General features: G+C 65.8%; 22 protein-coding genes. 1 reads left to right on the forward strand and 21 read right to left on the reverse strand.

Features of this window, described 5'->3' with window-relative positions; translation table 11 throughout:
* Nucleotides 1–54 precede the first annotated feature (54 nt).
* The 17 genes from V8J39_RS06415 to V8J39_RS06495 all read right to left on the reverse strand — a co-directional run bounded on the left by V8J39_RS06415 (nucleotide 55) and on the right by V8J39_RS06495 (nucleotide 11760).
* Complete coding sequence (locus tag V8J39_RS06415; protein ID WP_336460006.1) at nucleotides 55–381, reverse strand: hypothetical protein; 327 nt, start codon at nucleotides 379–381, stop codon at nucleotides 55–57.
* A gap of 1 nt (nucleotide 382) precedes the next feature.
* A complete protein-coding gene (locus V8J39_RS06420; RefSeq protein WP_336460007.1) occupies nucleotides 383–1069 on the reverse strand; it encodes a peptidoglycan-binding protein in 687 nt (228 codons plus the stop codon).
* A 33-nt stretch (nucleotides 1070–1102) separates the two neighbouring features.
* A complete protein-coding gene (locus V8J39_RS06425; RefSeq protein WP_336460008.1) occupies nucleotides 1103–1402 on the reverse strand; it encodes a hypothetical protein in 300 nt (99 codons plus the stop codon).
* Entirely contained in the window at nucleotides 1374–1814 is a 441-nt protein-coding gene (locus V8J39_RS06430; RefSeq protein ID WP_336460009.1) for a hypothetical protein, read from the reverse strand. Before V8J39_RS06430 ends, V8J39_RS06425 begins: the two co-directional genes overlap by 29 nt.
* 29 nt (nucleotides 1815–1843) lie before the next feature.
* Entirely contained in the window at nucleotides 1844–2200 is a 357-nt protein-coding gene (locus tag V8J39_RS06435) for a hypothetical protein (protein WP_336460010.1), read from the reverse strand.
* A complete protein-coding gene (locus tag V8J39_RS06440; protein WP_336460011.1) occupies nucleotides 2200–2655 on the reverse strand; it encodes a hypothetical protein in 456 nt (151 codons plus the stop codon). Before V8J39_RS06440 ends, V8J39_RS06435 begins: the two co-directional genes overlap by 1 nt.
* Complete coding sequence (locus V8J39_RS06445) at nucleotides 2652–3194, reverse strand: hypothetical protein (protein ID WP_336460012.1); 543 nt, start codon at nucleotides 3192–3194, stop codon at nucleotides 2652–2654. Before V8J39_RS06445 ends, V8J39_RS06440 begins: the two co-directional genes overlap by 4 nt.
* Nucleotides 3191–6346: a phage tail protein gene (locus V8J39_RS06450; protein ID WP_336460013.1), complete on the reverse strand. Its 3156-nt coding sequence runs from the start codon at nucleotides 6344–6346 to the stop codon at nucleotides 3191–3193. Before V8J39_RS06450 ends, V8J39_RS06445 begins: the two co-directional genes overlap by 4 nt.
* Nucleotides 6347–6351: 5 nt before the next feature.
* Nucleotides 6352–6771 carry a DUF6950 family protein gene (locus tag V8J39_RS06455; protein ID WP_336460014.1) on the reverse strand — a complete coding sequence of 140 codons (420 nt, stop codon included), beginning with the start codon at nucleotides 6769–6771 and terminating at the stop codon, nucleotides 6352–6354.
* Nucleotides 6768–7316, reverse strand: coding sequence for a hypothetical protein (locus tag V8J39_RS06460; RefSeq protein ID WP_336460015.1), 549 nt, complete (start codon nucleotides 7314–7316; stop codon nucleotides 6768–6770). The genes V8J39_RS06455 and V8J39_RS06460 overlap by 4 nt, the downstream gene beginning before the upstream one ends.
* On the reverse strand, nucleotides 7316–7891 hold the full coding sequence (locus V8J39_RS06465; protein ID WP_336460016.1) for a hypothetical protein: 576 nt from the start codon (nucleotides 7889–7891) through the stop codon (nucleotides 7316–7318). The genes V8J39_RS06460 and V8J39_RS06465 overlap by 1 nt, the downstream gene beginning before the upstream one ends.
* Nucleotides 7891–10044: a phage tail tape measure protein gene (locus V8J39_RS06470; RefSeq protein WP_336460017.1), complete on the reverse strand. Its 2154-nt coding sequence runs from the start codon at nucleotides 10042–10044 to the stop codon at nucleotides 7891–7893. The genes V8J39_RS06465 and V8J39_RS06470 overlap by 1 nt, the downstream gene beginning before the upstream one ends.
* Complete coding sequence (locus V8J39_RS06475) at nucleotides 10037–10171, reverse strand: hypothetical protein (RefSeq protein WP_336460018.1); 135 nt, start codon at nucleotides 10169–10171, stop codon at nucleotides 10037–10039. Before V8J39_RS06475 ends, V8J39_RS06470 begins: the two co-directional genes overlap by 8 nt.
* Before the next feature lie 62 nt (nucleotides 10172–10233).
* Nucleotides 10234–10587 carry a gene transfer agent family protein gene (locus V8J39_RS06480; RefSeq protein ID WP_336460019.1) on the reverse strand — a complete coding sequence of 118 codons (354 nt, stop codon included), beginning with the start codon at nucleotides 10585–10587 and terminating at the stop codon, nucleotides 10234–10236.
* Nucleotides 10587–11042, reverse strand: a complete 456-nt coding sequence (locus V8J39_RS06485; RefSeq protein WP_336460020.1) for a phage tail tube protein — start codon at nucleotides 11040–11042, stop codon at nucleotides 10587–10589. The genes V8J39_RS06480 and V8J39_RS06485 overlap by 1 nt, the downstream gene beginning before the upstream one ends.
* A 63-nt stretch (nucleotides 11043–11105) precedes the next feature.
* Nucleotides 11106–11285, reverse strand: a complete 180-nt coding sequence (locus V8J39_RS06490; protein ID WP_336460021.1) for a hypothetical protein — start codon at nucleotides 11283–11285, stop codon at nucleotides 11106–11108.
* Nucleotides 11278–11760, reverse strand: a complete 483-nt coding sequence (locus V8J39_RS06495; RefSeq protein ID WP_336460022.1) for an HK97-gp10 family putative phage morphogenesis protein — start codon at nucleotides 11758–11760, stop codon at nucleotides 11278–11280. The genes V8J39_RS06490 and V8J39_RS06495 overlap by 8 nt, the downstream gene beginning before the upstream one ends.
* 28 nt (nucleotides 11761–11788) lie before the next feature.
* On the opposite strand from V8J39_RS06495, the gene V8J39_RS06500 reads away from it, so the two are divergent.
* Nucleotides 11789–12088, forward strand: coding sequence for a hypothetical protein (locus V8J39_RS06500; protein WP_336460023.1), 300 nt, complete (start codon nucleotides 11789–11791; stop codon nucleotides 12086–12088).
* Here V8J39_RS06500 and V8J39_RS06505 read toward each other — a convergent pair.
* From V8J39_RS06505 to V8J39_RS06520, 4 genes are read right to left on the reverse strand one after another with little or no spacing between them, the layout of a single operon-like run.
* Nucleotides 12085–12489: a DUF3168 domain-containing protein gene (locus V8J39_RS06505; RefSeq protein WP_336460024.1), complete on the reverse strand. Its 405-nt coding sequence runs from the start codon at nucleotides 12487–12489 to the stop codon at nucleotides 12085–12087. The genes V8J39_RS06500 and V8J39_RS06505 overlap by 4 nt on opposite strands.
* Nucleotides 12486–12830 carry a phage head completion protein gene (locus tag V8J39_RS06510; RefSeq protein WP_442902551.1) on the reverse strand — a complete coding sequence of 115 codons (345 nt, stop codon included), beginning with the start codon at nucleotides 12828–12830 and terminating at the stop codon, nucleotides 12486–12488. Before V8J39_RS06510 ends, V8J39_RS06505 begins: the two co-directional genes overlap by 4 nt.
* A complete protein-coding gene (locus V8J39_RS06515) occupies nucleotides 12830–13345 on the reverse strand; it encodes a head-tail connector protein (RefSeq protein WP_336460026.1) in 516 nt (171 codons plus the stop codon). The genes V8J39_RS06510 and V8J39_RS06515 overlap by 1 nt, the downstream gene beginning before the upstream one ends.
* Nucleotides 13345–13617 (reverse strand): hypothetical protein, encoded by a 273-nt coding sequence (locus V8J39_RS06520; RefSeq protein WP_336460027.1) that lies wholly within the window; start codon nucleotides 13615–13617, stop codon nucleotides 13345–13347. The genes V8J39_RS06515 and V8J39_RS06520 overlap by 1 nt, the downstream gene beginning before the upstream one ends.
* Between the last annotated feature and the right edge of the window lie 57 nt (nucleotides 13618–13674).

Below are 13674 nucleotides of genomic sequence, written 5' to 3' on the forward strand. Positions count from 1 at the left end.
ACTTGCGCCGGATGATCAGCCGCCAGACAGGCAGCCGCAGGACTGGGCCGCGCTTCACAGCGGCTTCTTCGCCTTCCAGCGCCCGTATAGCGTCAGGAGGCCGCCGACGGCGGTTGCCACTGCGGTCGAGATCGAGACGGCGAGGTCAGGGTCCAGCACATCAGCCGACACGCCCAGCGCGCTCAGGATCGGCGCGGTGATGGCGATGATCGCGCCCCACGTGACGCGCGAGCGATACCAGGGCTCGGCGTTGGTCGCGTGCGCGACGATGGGGGCGACCTTGGCCACCACTGCCTCGGTGGTCGAGCTGATGGGCGTGGCGCCGGTTTCGGCCAGAGCGGAGGCTACGCGGTCGCGCAGCACGTTGGTGATCGTGGTCATGTCAGTCTCCGAGGTTGAGGATGGCGCGCCACGTCGCCGGGCCGACGATCCCGTCTGGGGCGAGGCCGTGCGCGGCCTGGAAATCGATTACGGCCATCTCGGTCTGCGGGCCGAATGCCCCGTCGGCTGGGATACGCAGCGCGGATTGAAGCTGGGCGACCGGAACACCGGTGCTGCCGCGCCGCACGGTGCGCGGGATCGAGGGGGCGATGGCGGAGAGGTATTCCTGCGCCAGCGCAGCGATGTCGTCGGCCCGGTCGGTGCCGTTGATGACCCGCCGTGCGCCGCGGAAGTCGCAGGCGGTGGCCGAGACGTAGAGCGGCAGGGCTTTGCCGGTAAACCAGCCTTCCATCGAGCCCTGCACGAGGATCTGCGCCGAGATCTCCGGCTCCATCACCCGATCGGGATCGGTGGTCAGGTCCATGTCGAGCTTCTGGCCGGCGAGGATGTAGTTGCGCTGCCACGTCAACTGGACAAAGCCACGCCCCCACCAAGGCGCATAGCGCAGGCCGTCGCGATAGGCCGCCGCCTTGCTGCCGAGGAAATAGGCCTCCTTGACCGGCTCCAGCGATCCTGCCGTCTCCCACGCAGCGGTGGCGAGCAGATAGGCGGTCTGGACCGGCAGGCAGCCGAAGTCGTCCGCCGTCTGGCGGATCAGGGCCGTCTGGCCCCGCGTCATGTCGGGCATTTCAGGCTCCGAAAGGTGAGGGATGTGGGGAGGTCAGCGGTCCCGGCGGTCGCGCAGGATCTGCGTGTCTTGGTGGATGGCGTTCAGCAGGCGCTCGGCCTCGTCATGCCGCTCTGCGCTGGCCTTGGCCTCGTCTTCCAGCCGGCGCCGGATCGCTCTTGCCTCTTCCAGGGTGAAATCGACCAAAGAAGGAGGCGGAAGCGGGACGCCGACCTCAACCGGTGTTTTCTTCGTCCCTCGCCATGCCGCACCGATGGCAGTGAGGATCACCCCGAGAAATCCAGCAAGGCCGGCCCACGCCACTTCATCCAGCCCGTTTAGCATGTCCAACATCGGCACCCGTCCTGTAGGCTGCGAGAAGATCGAAGGCGCAGAGGACGGCGTAGACCCCCACGCCCGTGGTGAGGCCTTGCTGTGTTCCTTGCAGGTAGGGGATGGCGAACATCAGGGAAAGGCATCCGAAGACGCCGGACCCGACGATGGCCCCGGCCATGCGCAGGAATGGCGATCGCCTCCATGCGCCGTTGATGTAGAGGCCCGCCATCCGCATCGCCGCGACCCACGAGAGCGGCATGGCGATTGCGGCCTCGTCGAGCCCGGCGTCGGTGAAGCCTTGGAACGAGGGGCTGGCCACAAGCGTGTCGCCCGGCAGCGCCAAAGTCAGCGCGAAGGCCAGAAGGGCGCACGAGGTCAGCCACTCCAGCGCGCGGCCGTGCTGGAGAAGTACGTCGGAAATGCGGGTCATGTCTCTCGCTCAGTCAGTGGTCGTGAAGTTCAGACGCGCCGCCAGACGCCGATCAACAGCAGCGCCAGCCAGATGCCCTGCACCGCCGCGGCGGTCGCCAGCCCCTCCGCCAGCGCGCCGGTGATCAGCGCGGCGCCCGCGGTGACAAAGGCGGTGTCCATGAGCCCGTCGCCCGCCGGGCTGCGCTGGACCGCCCATTCCCAGCCCGCGCCATAGATCAACGCAACGATGATCGGCACGGCCAGCGGCGGCGCGCCGAGGGCGAGGAGCAGGATCGCCGCGGTCACCCCGACGACAGCGGCGTGACCTGCCTGATTGCAGAGCCAGGCGTAGGCGTCGCGCTCCTGCGCGTCGGGGATCAGCAGCCCACGGAAGAAGGCAAGCATCAGAGGGCAGCACCGGCGGCGAACAGCGCATCGACCTGCTCATCGGTAAGCCCAGCAGCCGCTTGCAGCGCAGGCATGAACGGGTCCAGCCGCTCGATTGTCCGCGCTCCGGCGAAGCGGATCCGCGCGAAGGGCTGCTCGGCCTCGGGCAGCGCAGAGATCGCGGTCAGCGCCAGCACGGGCAGCTCACCCCTCGCGACCCACGCCTCGGCCTCGGCTGTGGTCATGAGCCCCAAACCGGCCGCAGCCATGGCGAACTGCAGGTCGGTGAGCGACATGGCCGCGCGTTGCTCCTCAATGGAGAGCACTGGAGCCTCAGGAGGCAGCTCCAGAGGTGCATCTGATCCATCCACCGCTGAAAACAGCGGGTCTTCTGCGGTCACATGATAGGGCAGACCATTAACCGTGATGACATAGCTGCCGTCCTCACGACGGAAATCGGCGAGAATTGTCATGCGATCCTCCAGCAGAGCATGTACCCGGAAGTGAAGTCGGTGAAAGCTCGGACCTGTGTCCCGCCCGCGGCAACTCCGGCCGAACCGCCGCTGCGGAACCCATAGCCATTGGTGGGGAGGGCAAACGAAAAGTATGCCCACGTGCCACCAGCTGGGAGCGTGAGCAATCCGCCGTCGGCGAATATCGCCTGCCAGTTCCCCGGCCCCGCCCCTGAGGTGGGAATGAATACACCCAACGCAGTGCGCGCAGCGGCGGCAGAGCTGACGGCGACGAACGCCTCTGCAAATGTCGAGATGGATGCGGGCACCCATCTGCCCGAGGTCTGGTCGACACGCGCAATATCGATCCATCCGTCGTTCGCGAGCTTGCGCTGCCGCAAGACGCTATTGGACTCATCGAACCATAGTTGGTTCGGGAAGGTGGTCGATGGCGAAGCCCCCCCGCTGCTGAGTGAGACAAGCGCATCCAACGCCTGGTTTATGTCCAGCCGCGCCGCGGGCATCAACTGGTTCGAGATGCTGAAGTCATGCTGGCTCATTGGACCCTGCCATATCCCTTTGCGATGTAGTCGATGGTGCCTGGGCTGGTGCTGACCGCCCCAGCGCTGTTGCGCACGGTGACTGTGAAGCCTGCGGCGGCCCGCGCCGTCACCGCAGCCCGGTCCCCTACGGCGCCGACGAAGTTCAGCCCCACCGTCGGCGGCTGCCGGAAGGCGGCGGGAAATGCGACGGTGAGCGTGCCGGTCACAGCGATGTCGTCGCCGTCCTCGACACGATCAGGCATGTCGATCCGGGCGCTGAGGCTGCGGATGATCGGCGTGGCGGCCGGGTCTCGGCTGGTCAGCAACGCACGGAACCGCAGCGCACGTGCGGTGACGTCGGCAGCCACGAGGTCCTGCCATTCGGTCCACACGGCGCCACCCCCAGGGTCGCCGTTCGATTGGCTCACCTGCAGCCGGACCGAGGTTGTGTCGACAGACGCAGCGTCCCCGTCAAATGGCGTGGTCAGGCTGTCCCACATGCCACCCTGATCATCCCAGGTGCCGTCAGTGACATTGAGGTATTGGACCTCTGCCGAAACCGAGACGCGCGACGTGTAGACCTCGCCCAGGTCGATCACCTCGGCAAACTCGTAGCTGCCCACGGAGACAAGGCCTCCACCGAAGTCCCACAGGCCGCCGATCTCGTCCCATTCGAGCTCCTGGTCATCCCAAGTCCCGTTTGTCGCAAGCTGGATGTACGTGCCGATGTCGTCAGAGGTGACAGCGACCCCCGACTGCGCTCCGGAGAATGCCGGGGCCTCTTGGATCACCTCAACCACATTGAGCGCCGACACCGCGGCGAGATCGACGCTGACAGCGCGAACCGCCGCCGCGGCACTGACGTTGCCGGATTTGTCGACTGCTTTGATCCAGTAGGTCCCGGAGGCCGCTGCGATCGAGGTGCTGGTAGCCGGGCGCGGCACCTTAGGGACGATATCCATCGCATCCTGATAGGTCGCGCCCGCGAGCTTCGGGCTGTAGCGGATCTTGTAATGGGACAGGTCGAGGTCAGCGACAGCATCCCAGCTCAGGTGCAGCGTCCCGCCGACGACATTGGCCGCGAAGCCCGTCACATTGGCCGGCGGCAGCGAAAACACCCCGGAATACCAGTCGAGGACTTCGGACCAGTCAGACCCGAAGCCCAAAGCACTGCGGGCCTTGGCGCGGACGTCGAAGTACCCGTCGCCCGGCAGAACCACCTCAAACCGGGGCGACTGCCCCAGACCCGCGGCAACCCACCGCGAACTGGCCGCATCGCGATACGCGACCTCGAATTCGAGCAACTGGTCATCCGTCGACGACAGGTCGATGATCATCACGCTGACCACCTGTTCGTTCACCACGCGCAGCTCGCTCGTCAGCGAGATCCCCGGAGCATCCGGCCGCACTGCCGACAGCCTGGTGTTGTTCGCCACCATTTCGCGCTCGTCGGCATCCCAGGCGAAAACGCTGGCACTGATCTCCCGCAGCGTCATCGATACTCGCAGGTCGCCCGCGTCCCCATCGACGAAGAAGCGCCAGCCCTGAACCTCGAATTCCTTCGCGGCCCAGCCGTAGCGATCGACGGTCAGGCTCACGATATCCCCGACCTGGCAGGCAAGTGCCCTGAGGCCAAAGTCGGCGCTGACGGTGATCTGCTCGCGCGCCCGATAGAGCGTGATCTTGGCGAGGCGCTGTGCCGCCGCAGAGGATCGAGTGAACGGCAGGTCTAGGTTCAGCGCCGCCGGCACGCCGCCATCTTCGGCGAGGAACAGATCGCTGCTGACCGCAGGATAGTCGACCGTCACCCCCGCCTGGCCAGCATCGTTGAAGGTGCCCTGGACGCTGTTGACCGCCTCGCCCATCGAGCCGCGTGTCTGGACGCTGATGGCGGAGCGAAGATCGTCGAGCCCCAGGTCGAGGATCGGCGCCGAGTAATAGCCGGGGCGCAGCTGCCACTCGCCTCCGCCATAGAAGAGGGTGCCCGCGCAACAGGTCATCATCTGCTGGATCACGTCGCCGATCGATGCGTCCGCGTTGATCACGCCATTGGCCGCGTAGCGCGCGATCTGGCCCCCGCCGGCGACGGTGACGGCCTCGGCACAGAGATAGGCCGCGACAGAGAACGCAGTGTCATTGACATCGGGGTCACCGAGACCGTGCGAGCCGACGATGTAATCGCGGATGCAGAGGGCCGCGTTCTCGCTCCACTGAGTCTGACCGTTCGTCGGATTGTAGACCTTGCGCCCACGGATCCCGGCGGTGATAAGGGGAACCCCGTTCGGAAACACGTCGGCATCATAGTCGAACCGAACGTAAAGGTAGGCGATCCCCTGACCGCGGAAGTTTCCATCGAGACCCGGCACCTCTGACAGAAGCGCACCATCCGCCGCCTGCGTCGGGCTGCCGAGATGAGAAAAGATGCGGATCCGGTGCCGCCACTTTCCGCCGACGAGCCCGTTCGCTGCGATCCGGCGCTTAATGATCGCATAGCTGCCATCGTTCATGCCGGTGAAGGCATTCTCGCCGTCGGCCGATTGCGGCTGGCTTCGGTTTTCGACGCGCGCGCCGACTTCCAGGTACCGTTCCGCCACCTTGGAGACCCGCGTCTCCACGTAGACTAATTCGCGCACCTCGACGTAATTGTTGTTGTCGCCGCCGCCACCTTCGCCACCGCCGCCAATGCGTCGGCGCGTGACTTTGATCCGGTAGATGTCGTACTCGTACTGCCATGCGCTGTTGCTGGTTAGCTCGACAGGCTCGTCATCGATGTAGATTTGCTCGACCGCGTCGATCTCGTGGCCCGCCAAGCAGATGATCTGGTGCAGGTAGCGGTTGTCGCTCCCCGTCGTCGCCATGAAGGTGACCGTGCCGCCCTTCCGAGCTCGCCCATAGACAATCTGATGCGGCCCAGCAGCCTCGCGCTCATTGACCAGAAGACCCTGCGAGCCCTGATCCCCCAGGCCCTTGATCTTCGGCTTCGGGGTGAGCGCGGAGAGCGCCCAGCTCGTCACCGCAGAAACAGCCAGCGACACGCCGACCCCGATCAGGCTGGCAGCCACACCGGTCGAGCTGACGCCGAGCGCCGTGATAATCGCGCCGGAGATAGGGTCGCGGAGGATGCGCGCGTTTGGCGACAGCATGGTCGTGCCGCGCAGCATCTTCATCATCGGCGTCATTCGGCCACCCAGGCTGCAGTGATGTCTTCGACCGGCAAGAAAACCAGCCCATGGAGGCCGGGGTGCGCCGCGTGAGAGCCGACGCAGATCCCAAAGGACGCGCCAAGGATCCAGCGTGCCTCGACAGATCCCGGAGAAAGGACCAGCGCCCCGCGCGGCGGCACCGAGGTACAACGGCATAGGCGGGCATCAACCGCGGGTTCGACAGCATCGAAGCCGAACGCCTTGCGCAGCTCGTCAGCGCGCAGGAGCCGCCCGCGAGGGCCGAGGTATCGCCCAAGCCAGTCGTCGGCCCACCCGCGCCCGTGCAGCCGCAGCCAAGCGGCGTTACTAAAGGTCAGACAGTCGTGCTCGCCCGCGCGGAACGGCGTGTGACGAACTTCGCGCAGGTAGGCCTGCAATGCGTCCAGATTCACCCCGAACGCCCCCAGACAATGCTCTTGGCCTGCAGGTCGGCGACGTAGCTGAAGAAGGTGTCGCCGGGATACCGCGCCTGCTGGCTCTCGTGCGTGTAGCGACGCTCGCGTGCGCGTTGCAGCTCGACGAGCTTGCTGTCGACCACGAGCTCGATCGTGCTGGTCTCGCCCGCGTCCTGGATGGTCATCGTGTTCATCAGCCCCGAAAAGAGCGTGACGACATCGGGGACCGATATCTCGCCGAACATGATCCGGCAGCGGCGCCGCTGATACGGCTCGGCAAGCGCCAGCGCCACGATCTCGGAGGAGATCCCGGAAAGCGTGAGCGTCGAAGACTGCGCCGAGAGGTCACTGACCTCCTGCATGTCCCCGATCCCGAGGAGCGAACCCGCGCCGACGTAGTTCTGGCCTTGGATCTGTCGATCGCCGAATCCCGTCCAGATCCGGACGGGAGCCGTGTCGAAAAGCATCTCGACCGCGTGGTAGATCTGCACGGTCGGTTGGGTCAGCGCCGCGAGCAGCGTCCCGGTGATCGCGCGCGCCATCAGATCACTTCCATGGCAGTGAAGCTGATCGTGTCGAAGTGACGGGCAACGCCTTCCTGTGAGGACTGCGCGAGCCGGAAGTTACCTTGCGGGCGATCCAGCACGACAGTCGCGCCGGAAACCGAGCGGCGTAGGGCTGGCCAGATGTCGAGCTGGCCACTGCCGTCGCGGGACGCAAGAACGCGGTGCAGTGTCGCCGCGGCACCGAGACCAATCTGGATCATGTCCCCTGCCAGCAGCGTCCCCGTCATTGTGATCGTCGGCGTGGCGCTCTGTGCTGCTCCGGTCACTGTCGCAGCACTTGCACTGCCGCGCTTGATCCTGCCGCGCAGGCCGAGCAAGAAAGTGCCCGCCGGACCACAAAGCGCAGTGCGCCACGCCTCCCATTCCTGGAACTGCGCAATCGTCTTCGGATAGACGGTCACGTCTAGCTCCCAGCTCTGCGCAGGCCAGCGAAGGACCTGCTGCGCGCCAGTGAAGAGCGACCGGCTCACGACGACAGCATTGATCTCACGCGGCAAGGTCGTAACCACCCGGCAGACGTCGGGCATGGCGAGAGGATAGGTGATTGCCATTAGAGCCCCGGGGTTCCGCGCTTCTTCGCTTCGATCACGCCTGCGATGGTCTGCTGCTTGATCGTATTCGCCTGTTTCGCCATCTCGCGCCGGATGAACTCGTCACCATTGCCCTGCACGACGAAGGTCTGGTGAATCGTCGTGCTTCCGGCAGACCCGCCGCCCTGCGCCTGCACGCCGAGCTTGCCGTTTGCGGCCCGCGCTAGCGGCAGGATCGCCTCCGGCCCCGCCTCGCCCATCAGGCCCGTGCCATTGGCGAAGGGGAACAGCGTCGGCCTGCTGACCACCCGGCCCGAATAGGCCGAGATACCCGGGCCGCTCTGCACACCGCCCTTGGCATATGGCTTTGCAGCCCCCCCCCCGAAGATGCTGCCGAACAGCCCACCGAGGAGCCCCTTGCCCGAACCGCTGGCGAAGATGCCCTCGTTGAAGAAGGCGGCCTGCAGCGCGGCGCGGGCCAGCGACTGCGCGACGTTCTCCATGGCGCCGGCAAAACCGTCGCCAGCCACGATCCCATCGATCAGGCCACTCTTCAGGTCAGACTGGAACTGCGTCAGCATCTGAGCCCGATCAGCGGCCTTCTCCTGCGCCACGGCCATGTCGCCGATCTTCTGAGCCTGCGCTTCGATCTGCGCGTTGAGCGCATCGCCCACGGTCAGCCCCTTGGCCTTGGCCTCGTCGAGAAGCTTCCATTTCGCCTCAAGGAAAGCGACTTGCTCGCTGGTCTTTCCGATCAGCTCGATCTGACGCGTGAAGCGCTGGATCTCCTGCTCATAGACGCTGTCGGTCTCGCGCTTGGAGCGACCGCCGCCACGTTGGGAACTGCGGCCCCCGTCGAGGAAATCACCGAAGCTGTTCACATCGGGGCGCTGCGGACGAATGCTCCGGGAGGGTGCCGCCCCGGGCGTCGGGCGAGGCCCGAAGACGACGCTGGCGTCGCCGACGCCCTCTGCGCGGCCGGGCGCATACGCGCTGCCACTGTTCATGCTGCCGATCTGCACGCCGGCCTGCCGCTGCGCCTCAGCGACGGCTGCGGCGTTTCGGGCCGCAGCAGCGAAGTTGCTCGCGGCGAGATTGGCCGCGGCGGCGAGGCCGTTCGCGCCATCCGTCGAGGCCGCGAGCGCGGGCGGAATGAGGTTGACCGCAGCCAGGATCCCGTCAGCTCCCTCGGCGACCTTCGCCATTGGCTCCTGCATCGACGCCGCCGCTCCGGAGGCCTGAAGCATGGCCTCCTTCTGATCGACCATTTTCTGCAGGGCTTCGGTGATCTTGGTGATGATCGCGTCTTCTTCGGCCGAGATCCCATCCTTGGCCTCGGCGAGGGAGATCGTGACCGAGAGCAGTGCCTGCGTCGCCGCGATCTGGGCGTCGACATCACCGGTCGCGCCGGCAATCGCATCCTGCTGCCTGACGAACTCGCTGGTCAGCTGGCGCGCCTCGGCCCGCGCCTCCTTCTGCGCCGCCGTGAACGCGAACCCGATGTTCTGGTCGAAGAAGCCAGCGATGCCTTGGCGCAGGTCGCCGTCGCCCGCCGTTCCCATCATGCTGGCCAGAGAGCCCGCCAAGCCGTCGATCGCGCGTTGCGCCTGCTCGGCGCGGATCGACTGGATCTCTTTCGCGATCGCACTAACGCCCTTCGCCGCGACGCCGAAGCGCTTCTCCATTTCCTCGGTCGAGGTGTTGGCGAAATCGGTCGCCGCGCGGTAGTCGCTCAGGGCCTGTTCGACGCTCTTGATGGCGCCGTCCAGCGTCTTCGCCGCATCCTCTGATCCGCCCATGGCAGACGCCAGCGGCAAGAGGACAGCGGCAGCCACGCCAGCCAGCGCGCCGAAAGTCCCAAGGGGGCCAAGAATTTGGGGCAGCTGCTGCCCGAGAGCACGGAGCACACTGGTTCCGGACCCGATCTGAACGGCAAGGTCAGCGAACTGATAGCTCGTGTTCTGGATGATCTGCTGCTGACGAGCCGTGACCTGACCGAAGCGAGCCATGGACGTGCCGGCATCAGACAGGCCGGCCGTGACCTTGGCATTGGAATTGGAGAACTCCCGCGTGATCGTCGCATGAGTTTGCGCGACGACCTGCTGGGCCTTCTTCGCGCTCTGCTCCAGCTGCATGATGTTCGCCGTCATGGCGTAGGAGAGACTCTCAGCCATCCGTGAACCCTTCGATCCCGAGCTCGCGCAGGTGCTCATCGCTCATTTCGGTCGCGCGCGCGGGCGGCTTGCCGGTGTGGAACTCGGCGAAGCCTTCCAGGCATGCGGTGAATTCCCAGATCGTCATCTCATCGACCTGGCGGGGCGAGAACCCCATCTTCGCGCCGGTCCGGTAGAACTGGCTGAAGGTCAGCTTTCCGGGGGCGGCGTCATCGTCGCCCCCTCCGGCTCCCCCACGGGGTCGCCCTCCACACCGACGACAGCGGCGGCGAGGACATACTGCGCCGGGACCACGAACCGGCCGATCGGATGCGCCGAGAACATCCGGTCGACCAGCTCGCGCGCGGCCTTGGCGTCCATGCCGCCGCCGATCAGCCCGTGCCGAAGAACGGACATGGGCATATCCACGCGCCAGCTCCCGTAGGCGAGCGCGTTGATGATCTCCATCGGCCCGGCATCGCACTCGGACTGAATGGCGCGCAGCTCCCCGATCCGGAGATCGAAATCGTGCTCACCACCCACCCAGGTCAGCGTCGTCTTCATCAGGGTGCCACCTTCGCGGTGCGGGTCGGCGTGCCGTCGAACTGGATCGAGACGGTGGCCGTGATTTTCTGGCCCTTCGTCCGCTGGTGATCCAGCTGCGTCAGCAGTGCCGCGCCCGCCTCGTATTCGGTATCGCCGACCGCCGCGTTCACATGCTGGATGCGGATGTTCTTCGTCGAGGACGAGTAGAACCAGTCCATCATCGCCTGATGCGATTGCTGGGCCCAAACCGCCGAAACGTTCGTGAGCTGGACATCGAGCGCGCGCACCGACCGCTCGGTCTGGTACGGCAGGCTCTCATCGTCGCAGTCTTGGGGGGTCTCGACCGTGTCCACCTGCGAGGCGCGCGAGATGGTGAAGTCCATCAGGCCGCACATCTTTGCATAGGTGCCGGGGGTTTCGGTTTCGATCTCAAGCACCAAGTGCTCGAACTTTGCCGTGACGGGTGCGGCCATTTCACTTCTCCATGTCAAGAGGGCCGCTGATGGCGGCTGATGTCGTCTGCGCTGAGGGAAGCCTCAGCCCTTGTCGTCGGTGGCGACCAACGTCGCCGCGCCCGCCTTCACCGCCGCTTGGATGAAATCCTCGGGGAACTGCTGCGGCTCCGGCTTGGCCTTCGCCCCGAAGCCCAACGGGCTGTGCGGGCGCTTCCAGTGGAACTCGCGGGTGAAGATCGCTTTCGTCTGGCGGTTAGCCATTCCATGCCTCCTTGACGGCTTTCTGGACTGCTCTGTTCATGCGGATCCGGAAGGTCCGCGCCTTGGCCTGGATGGCCGGACGGAAGAACGGGTTGGCTCGCATCTTCGAGGTCCCGAACTCTTGGTAGAAGGCGTTGTTGCTGTCGTAGTCGCCGCCCCGACGCATGTCCCTCCGCCGGGTCCCTGACGACCGAGCCTGCCGTCGGGCCGTCGCCGAGTTGCCCGCGTAGATTGTGATCGTCATGTCGGCGAGCTCGGCAGTCTTCATGGACCCAAAGACCATCGCCCCCTTCGGCGGAGTGCCCCAGGTCCATCGGATCGAGTCGGCTAGATCGCCCGTATCCTTGGGCACTCGCTTGACCATTTCGCGGACCAAGTCTCGGGCGTTTTGCTCCATCACCCGCCGGGCTGTTTCGCGGACAACCTTCGGCAGGTTCCGCAATCTGGCTTGCAGCCTTGAGTGCTGATCCGCCATGCTTCCCCAACCTTCTTAGGAGCCAGAAATGACCGCCCTTCGGATCATCGCCTGTGTCTGCTTCGCTGCCGCCGTCGGGAACCTTGTGCTGCTCTACGGCGCCGAAGAACTGTTCTTCCTCGGGGCAGCGATGATCTCCGCTATTGCCGGCGTCTTCATCCTTGCGGCCGATCGCGCGCTCGTGCTTCTGGCTGGCATTCACGGGGCACTGGTCGTGAAACCCGAAATTGCGATCGATGAAGGCCTGCCGCGAGACGCACAGAACACCGCCTTCAGCCTCGCCGATCTCGAACGGAAGATCTCTGCCGCGAAGGCAAAGCAGGCCTAGCTCTCGGTTTGCGCCTCGACCTCGATGATCCCATGCGCCACGCCGTCGCTTGGATCCGGGATCGCCCGGCACAAGCCCACGGTGAGGCTGACCAGCGCCTCGGTCCCGGGCATCGAAAGCTCGGCGCCGTGAAGCGCGGACGCGACCGCAGCCATGATCACCTTGCAGCCGCGCTGACTGCCGCTGTCCTGCGTCCATACGTCGATCTGGATGTCGTGGACCTCGGCGTCGATGCAATCCGCGTCATCCTCGATCGAGCCGCTGGGGCCGAGGCTGATGTAGGGATAGGCCACTCCCACAGGCGCATTGTCATAGATCCGCGCGCCTACCAGCGCCCACACCGCCGCATCAGCCTCCAGCGTCGCGACGATCAGATCCTGCAGGGCGACTGCCGCACTCACGTCTCGTTCCCTCCCTGGACGGTCAGCCAGACCCACTGCCGGTCCGAGACCGTGTCCGCTTCGACAATCGCGTAGTCGATGGACTGGCGCACGTCGCGCAGGCGCCAGTCGGTGGTGACGGCCCGGGCAGCCGCGCAGGACCGCAGCTTGACCTTGAACGTCGGCCGACCCTCCAGCCGTGCCGCCTCGACCGCTTCGGATCCACGGGCATAGATGAACTGTGCGCCAGAGCGATACCGCTCGGTTGGGACGGTGGTCGTCACGCCACCCGGACCGCGCGCCTCGACAGGCTCGAGGAGCGCGACGCGGTGTTGCATTGTGCCGGCACCCATCCTCGACATCAGAGGCTCCACCAGCGGACGGGATTAATCAGCGCCTCGAAGGCGAGCGGCGCGCTAGCCTGGCCCGAGGCGACCACTGCCTCTCTGTTCATGTACCAGTGCGCGACCAGCAGCTTGATCGCCATCACGATCACGGGCCTCATCCCATCTGACATCGCGCAGGTGAAGTCGATACGAAACGGACCTTCACCGGCGACATCCACGTAGGTGCCGAGACCATCGATCCCGGTGACGAAGTCGGACATAGGCGCTCCCGACTCGTCGCTAACCTCAATCGATACGACGTCAGGAAACGGCGATCGCACACAGCCAGCGTTATCGAGCGAAATTCGCCAGGTCTGCTCATTGATGCAGCGGCCGAGAATCCCGGTCCACGCATCAAGGTGCGCCACGGCCGCCCCCTCATACGCCACGATCAGCGCGTCATCGTCGCTGAAGTCAACGTTGAGGTGCGCCTTCAGCTCGTCGAGCGGAACGACGGGCGTAGCGGGAGCCGCGACGCAAACAGGGGTCATCAATTCGCGGCCTTCTTCTTCGCCGCTTCGACCGTCAGCTTCTCGGCCTCGGCCTTCGTGGCCTCGGCGGCGCGCGCCGCCTCGCCGGCCTTGCGCTGCTCGACGGCCTCCTGCGCGGCCTTGGCCTGCGGCGTCAGGCCACGCACCCAGTGCTTGCTCTTTTCAAGCTTCTTGGCCGTCGCCTCGTCCACCTGGACCGGAACGTGGGCCATGGCCCGCCCGTAGTCGCCGGTCTGCGACCGGGTCGGCGTCATCGTCACGAGTTTCGACATGATCGAGATCTCCTCAGGGGGAAGGACCGGCGCAGCCAGTGCCGCGCCGGCCGGGGA

Source organism: Frigidibacter sp. MR17.24, assembly GCF_037095655.1.
Classification (GTDB): Bacteria; Pseudomonadota; Alphaproteobacteria; order Rhodobacterales; family Rhodobacteraceae; genus Frigidibacter.

Coding starts and splice junctions, on each gene's coding strand:
- V8J39_RS06425 (WP_336460008.1), bottom strand. CDS start 1,402: ATGTTGGACATGCTAAACGGGCTGGATGAAGTGGCGTGGGCCGGCCTT.
- V8J39_RS06520 (WP_336460027.1), bottom strand. CDS start 13,617: ATGTCGAAACTCGTGACGATGACGCCGACCCGGTCGCAGACCGGCGAC.
- V8J39_RS06510 (WP_442902551.1), bottom strand. CDS start 12,830: ATGTCGAGGATGGGTGCCGGCACAATGCAACACCGCGTCGCGCTCCTC.
- V8J39_RS06440 (WP_336460011.1), bottom strand. CDS start 2,655: ATGACAATTCTCGCCGATTTCCGTCGTGAGGACGGCAGCTATGTCATC.
- V8J39_RS06445 (WP_336460012.1), bottom strand. CDS start 3,194: ATGAGCCAGCATGACTTCAGCATCTCGAACCAGTTGATGCCCGCGGCG.
- V8J39_RS06490 (WP_336460021.1), bottom strand. CDS start 11,285: ATGGCTAACCGCCAGACGAAAGCGATCTTCACCCGCGAGTTCCACTGG.
- V8J39_RS06480 (WP_336460019.1), bottom strand. CDS start 10,587: ATGAAGACGACGCTGACCTGGGTGGGTGGTGAGCACGATTTCGATCTC.
- V8J39_RS06460 (WP_336460015.1), bottom strand. CDS start 7,316: ATGGCGCGCGCGATCACCGGGACGCTGCTCGCGGCGCTGACCCAACCG.
- V8J39_RS06485 (WP_336460020.1), bottom strand. CDS start 11,042: ATGGCCGCACCCGTCACGGCAAAGTTCGAGCACTTGGTGCTTGAGATC.
- V8J39_RS06470 (WP_336460017.1), bottom strand. CDS start 10,044: ATGGCTGAGAGTCTCTCCTACGCCATGACGGCGAACATCATGCAGCTG.
- V8J39_RS06515 (WP_336460026.1), bottom strand. CDS start 13,345: ATGACCCCTGTTTGCGTCGCGGCTCCCGCTACGCCCGTCGTTCCGCTC.
- V8J39_RS06450 (WP_336460013.1), bottom strand. CDS start 6,346: ATGATGAAGATGCTGCGCGGCACGACCATGCTGTCGCCAAACGCGCGC.
- V8J39_RS06430 (WP_336460009.1), bottom strand. CDS start 1,814: ATGACCCGCATTTCCGACGTACTTCTCCAGCACGGCCGCGCGCTGGAG.
- V8J39_RS06500 (WP_336460023.1), top strand. CDS start 11,789: ATGACCGCCCTTCGGATCATCGCCTGTGTCTGCTTCGCTGCCGCCGTC.
- V8J39_RS06495 (WP_336460022.1), bottom strand. CDS start 11,760: ATGGCGGATCAGCACTCAAGGCTGCAAGCCAGATTGCGGAACCTGCCG.
- V8J39_RS06475 (WP_336460018.1), bottom strand. CDS start 10,171: ATGACGATCTGGGAATTCACCGCATGCCTGGAAGGCTTCGCCGAGTTC.
- V8J39_RS06420 (WP_336460007.1), bottom strand. CDS start 1,069: ATGCCCGACATGACGCGGGGCCAGACGGCCCTGATCCGCCAGACGGCG.
- V8J39_RS06435 (WP_336460010.1), bottom strand. CDS start 2,200: ATGCTTGCCTTCTTCCGTGGGCTGCTGATCCCCGACGCGCAGGAGCGC.
- V8J39_RS06465 (WP_336460016.1), bottom strand. CDS start 7,891: ATGGCAATCACCTATCCTCTCGCCATGCCCGACGTCTGCCGGGTGGTT.
- V8J39_RS06415 (WP_336460006.1), bottom strand. CDS start 381: ATGACCACGATCACCAACGTGCTGCGCGACCGCGTAGCCTCCGCTCTG.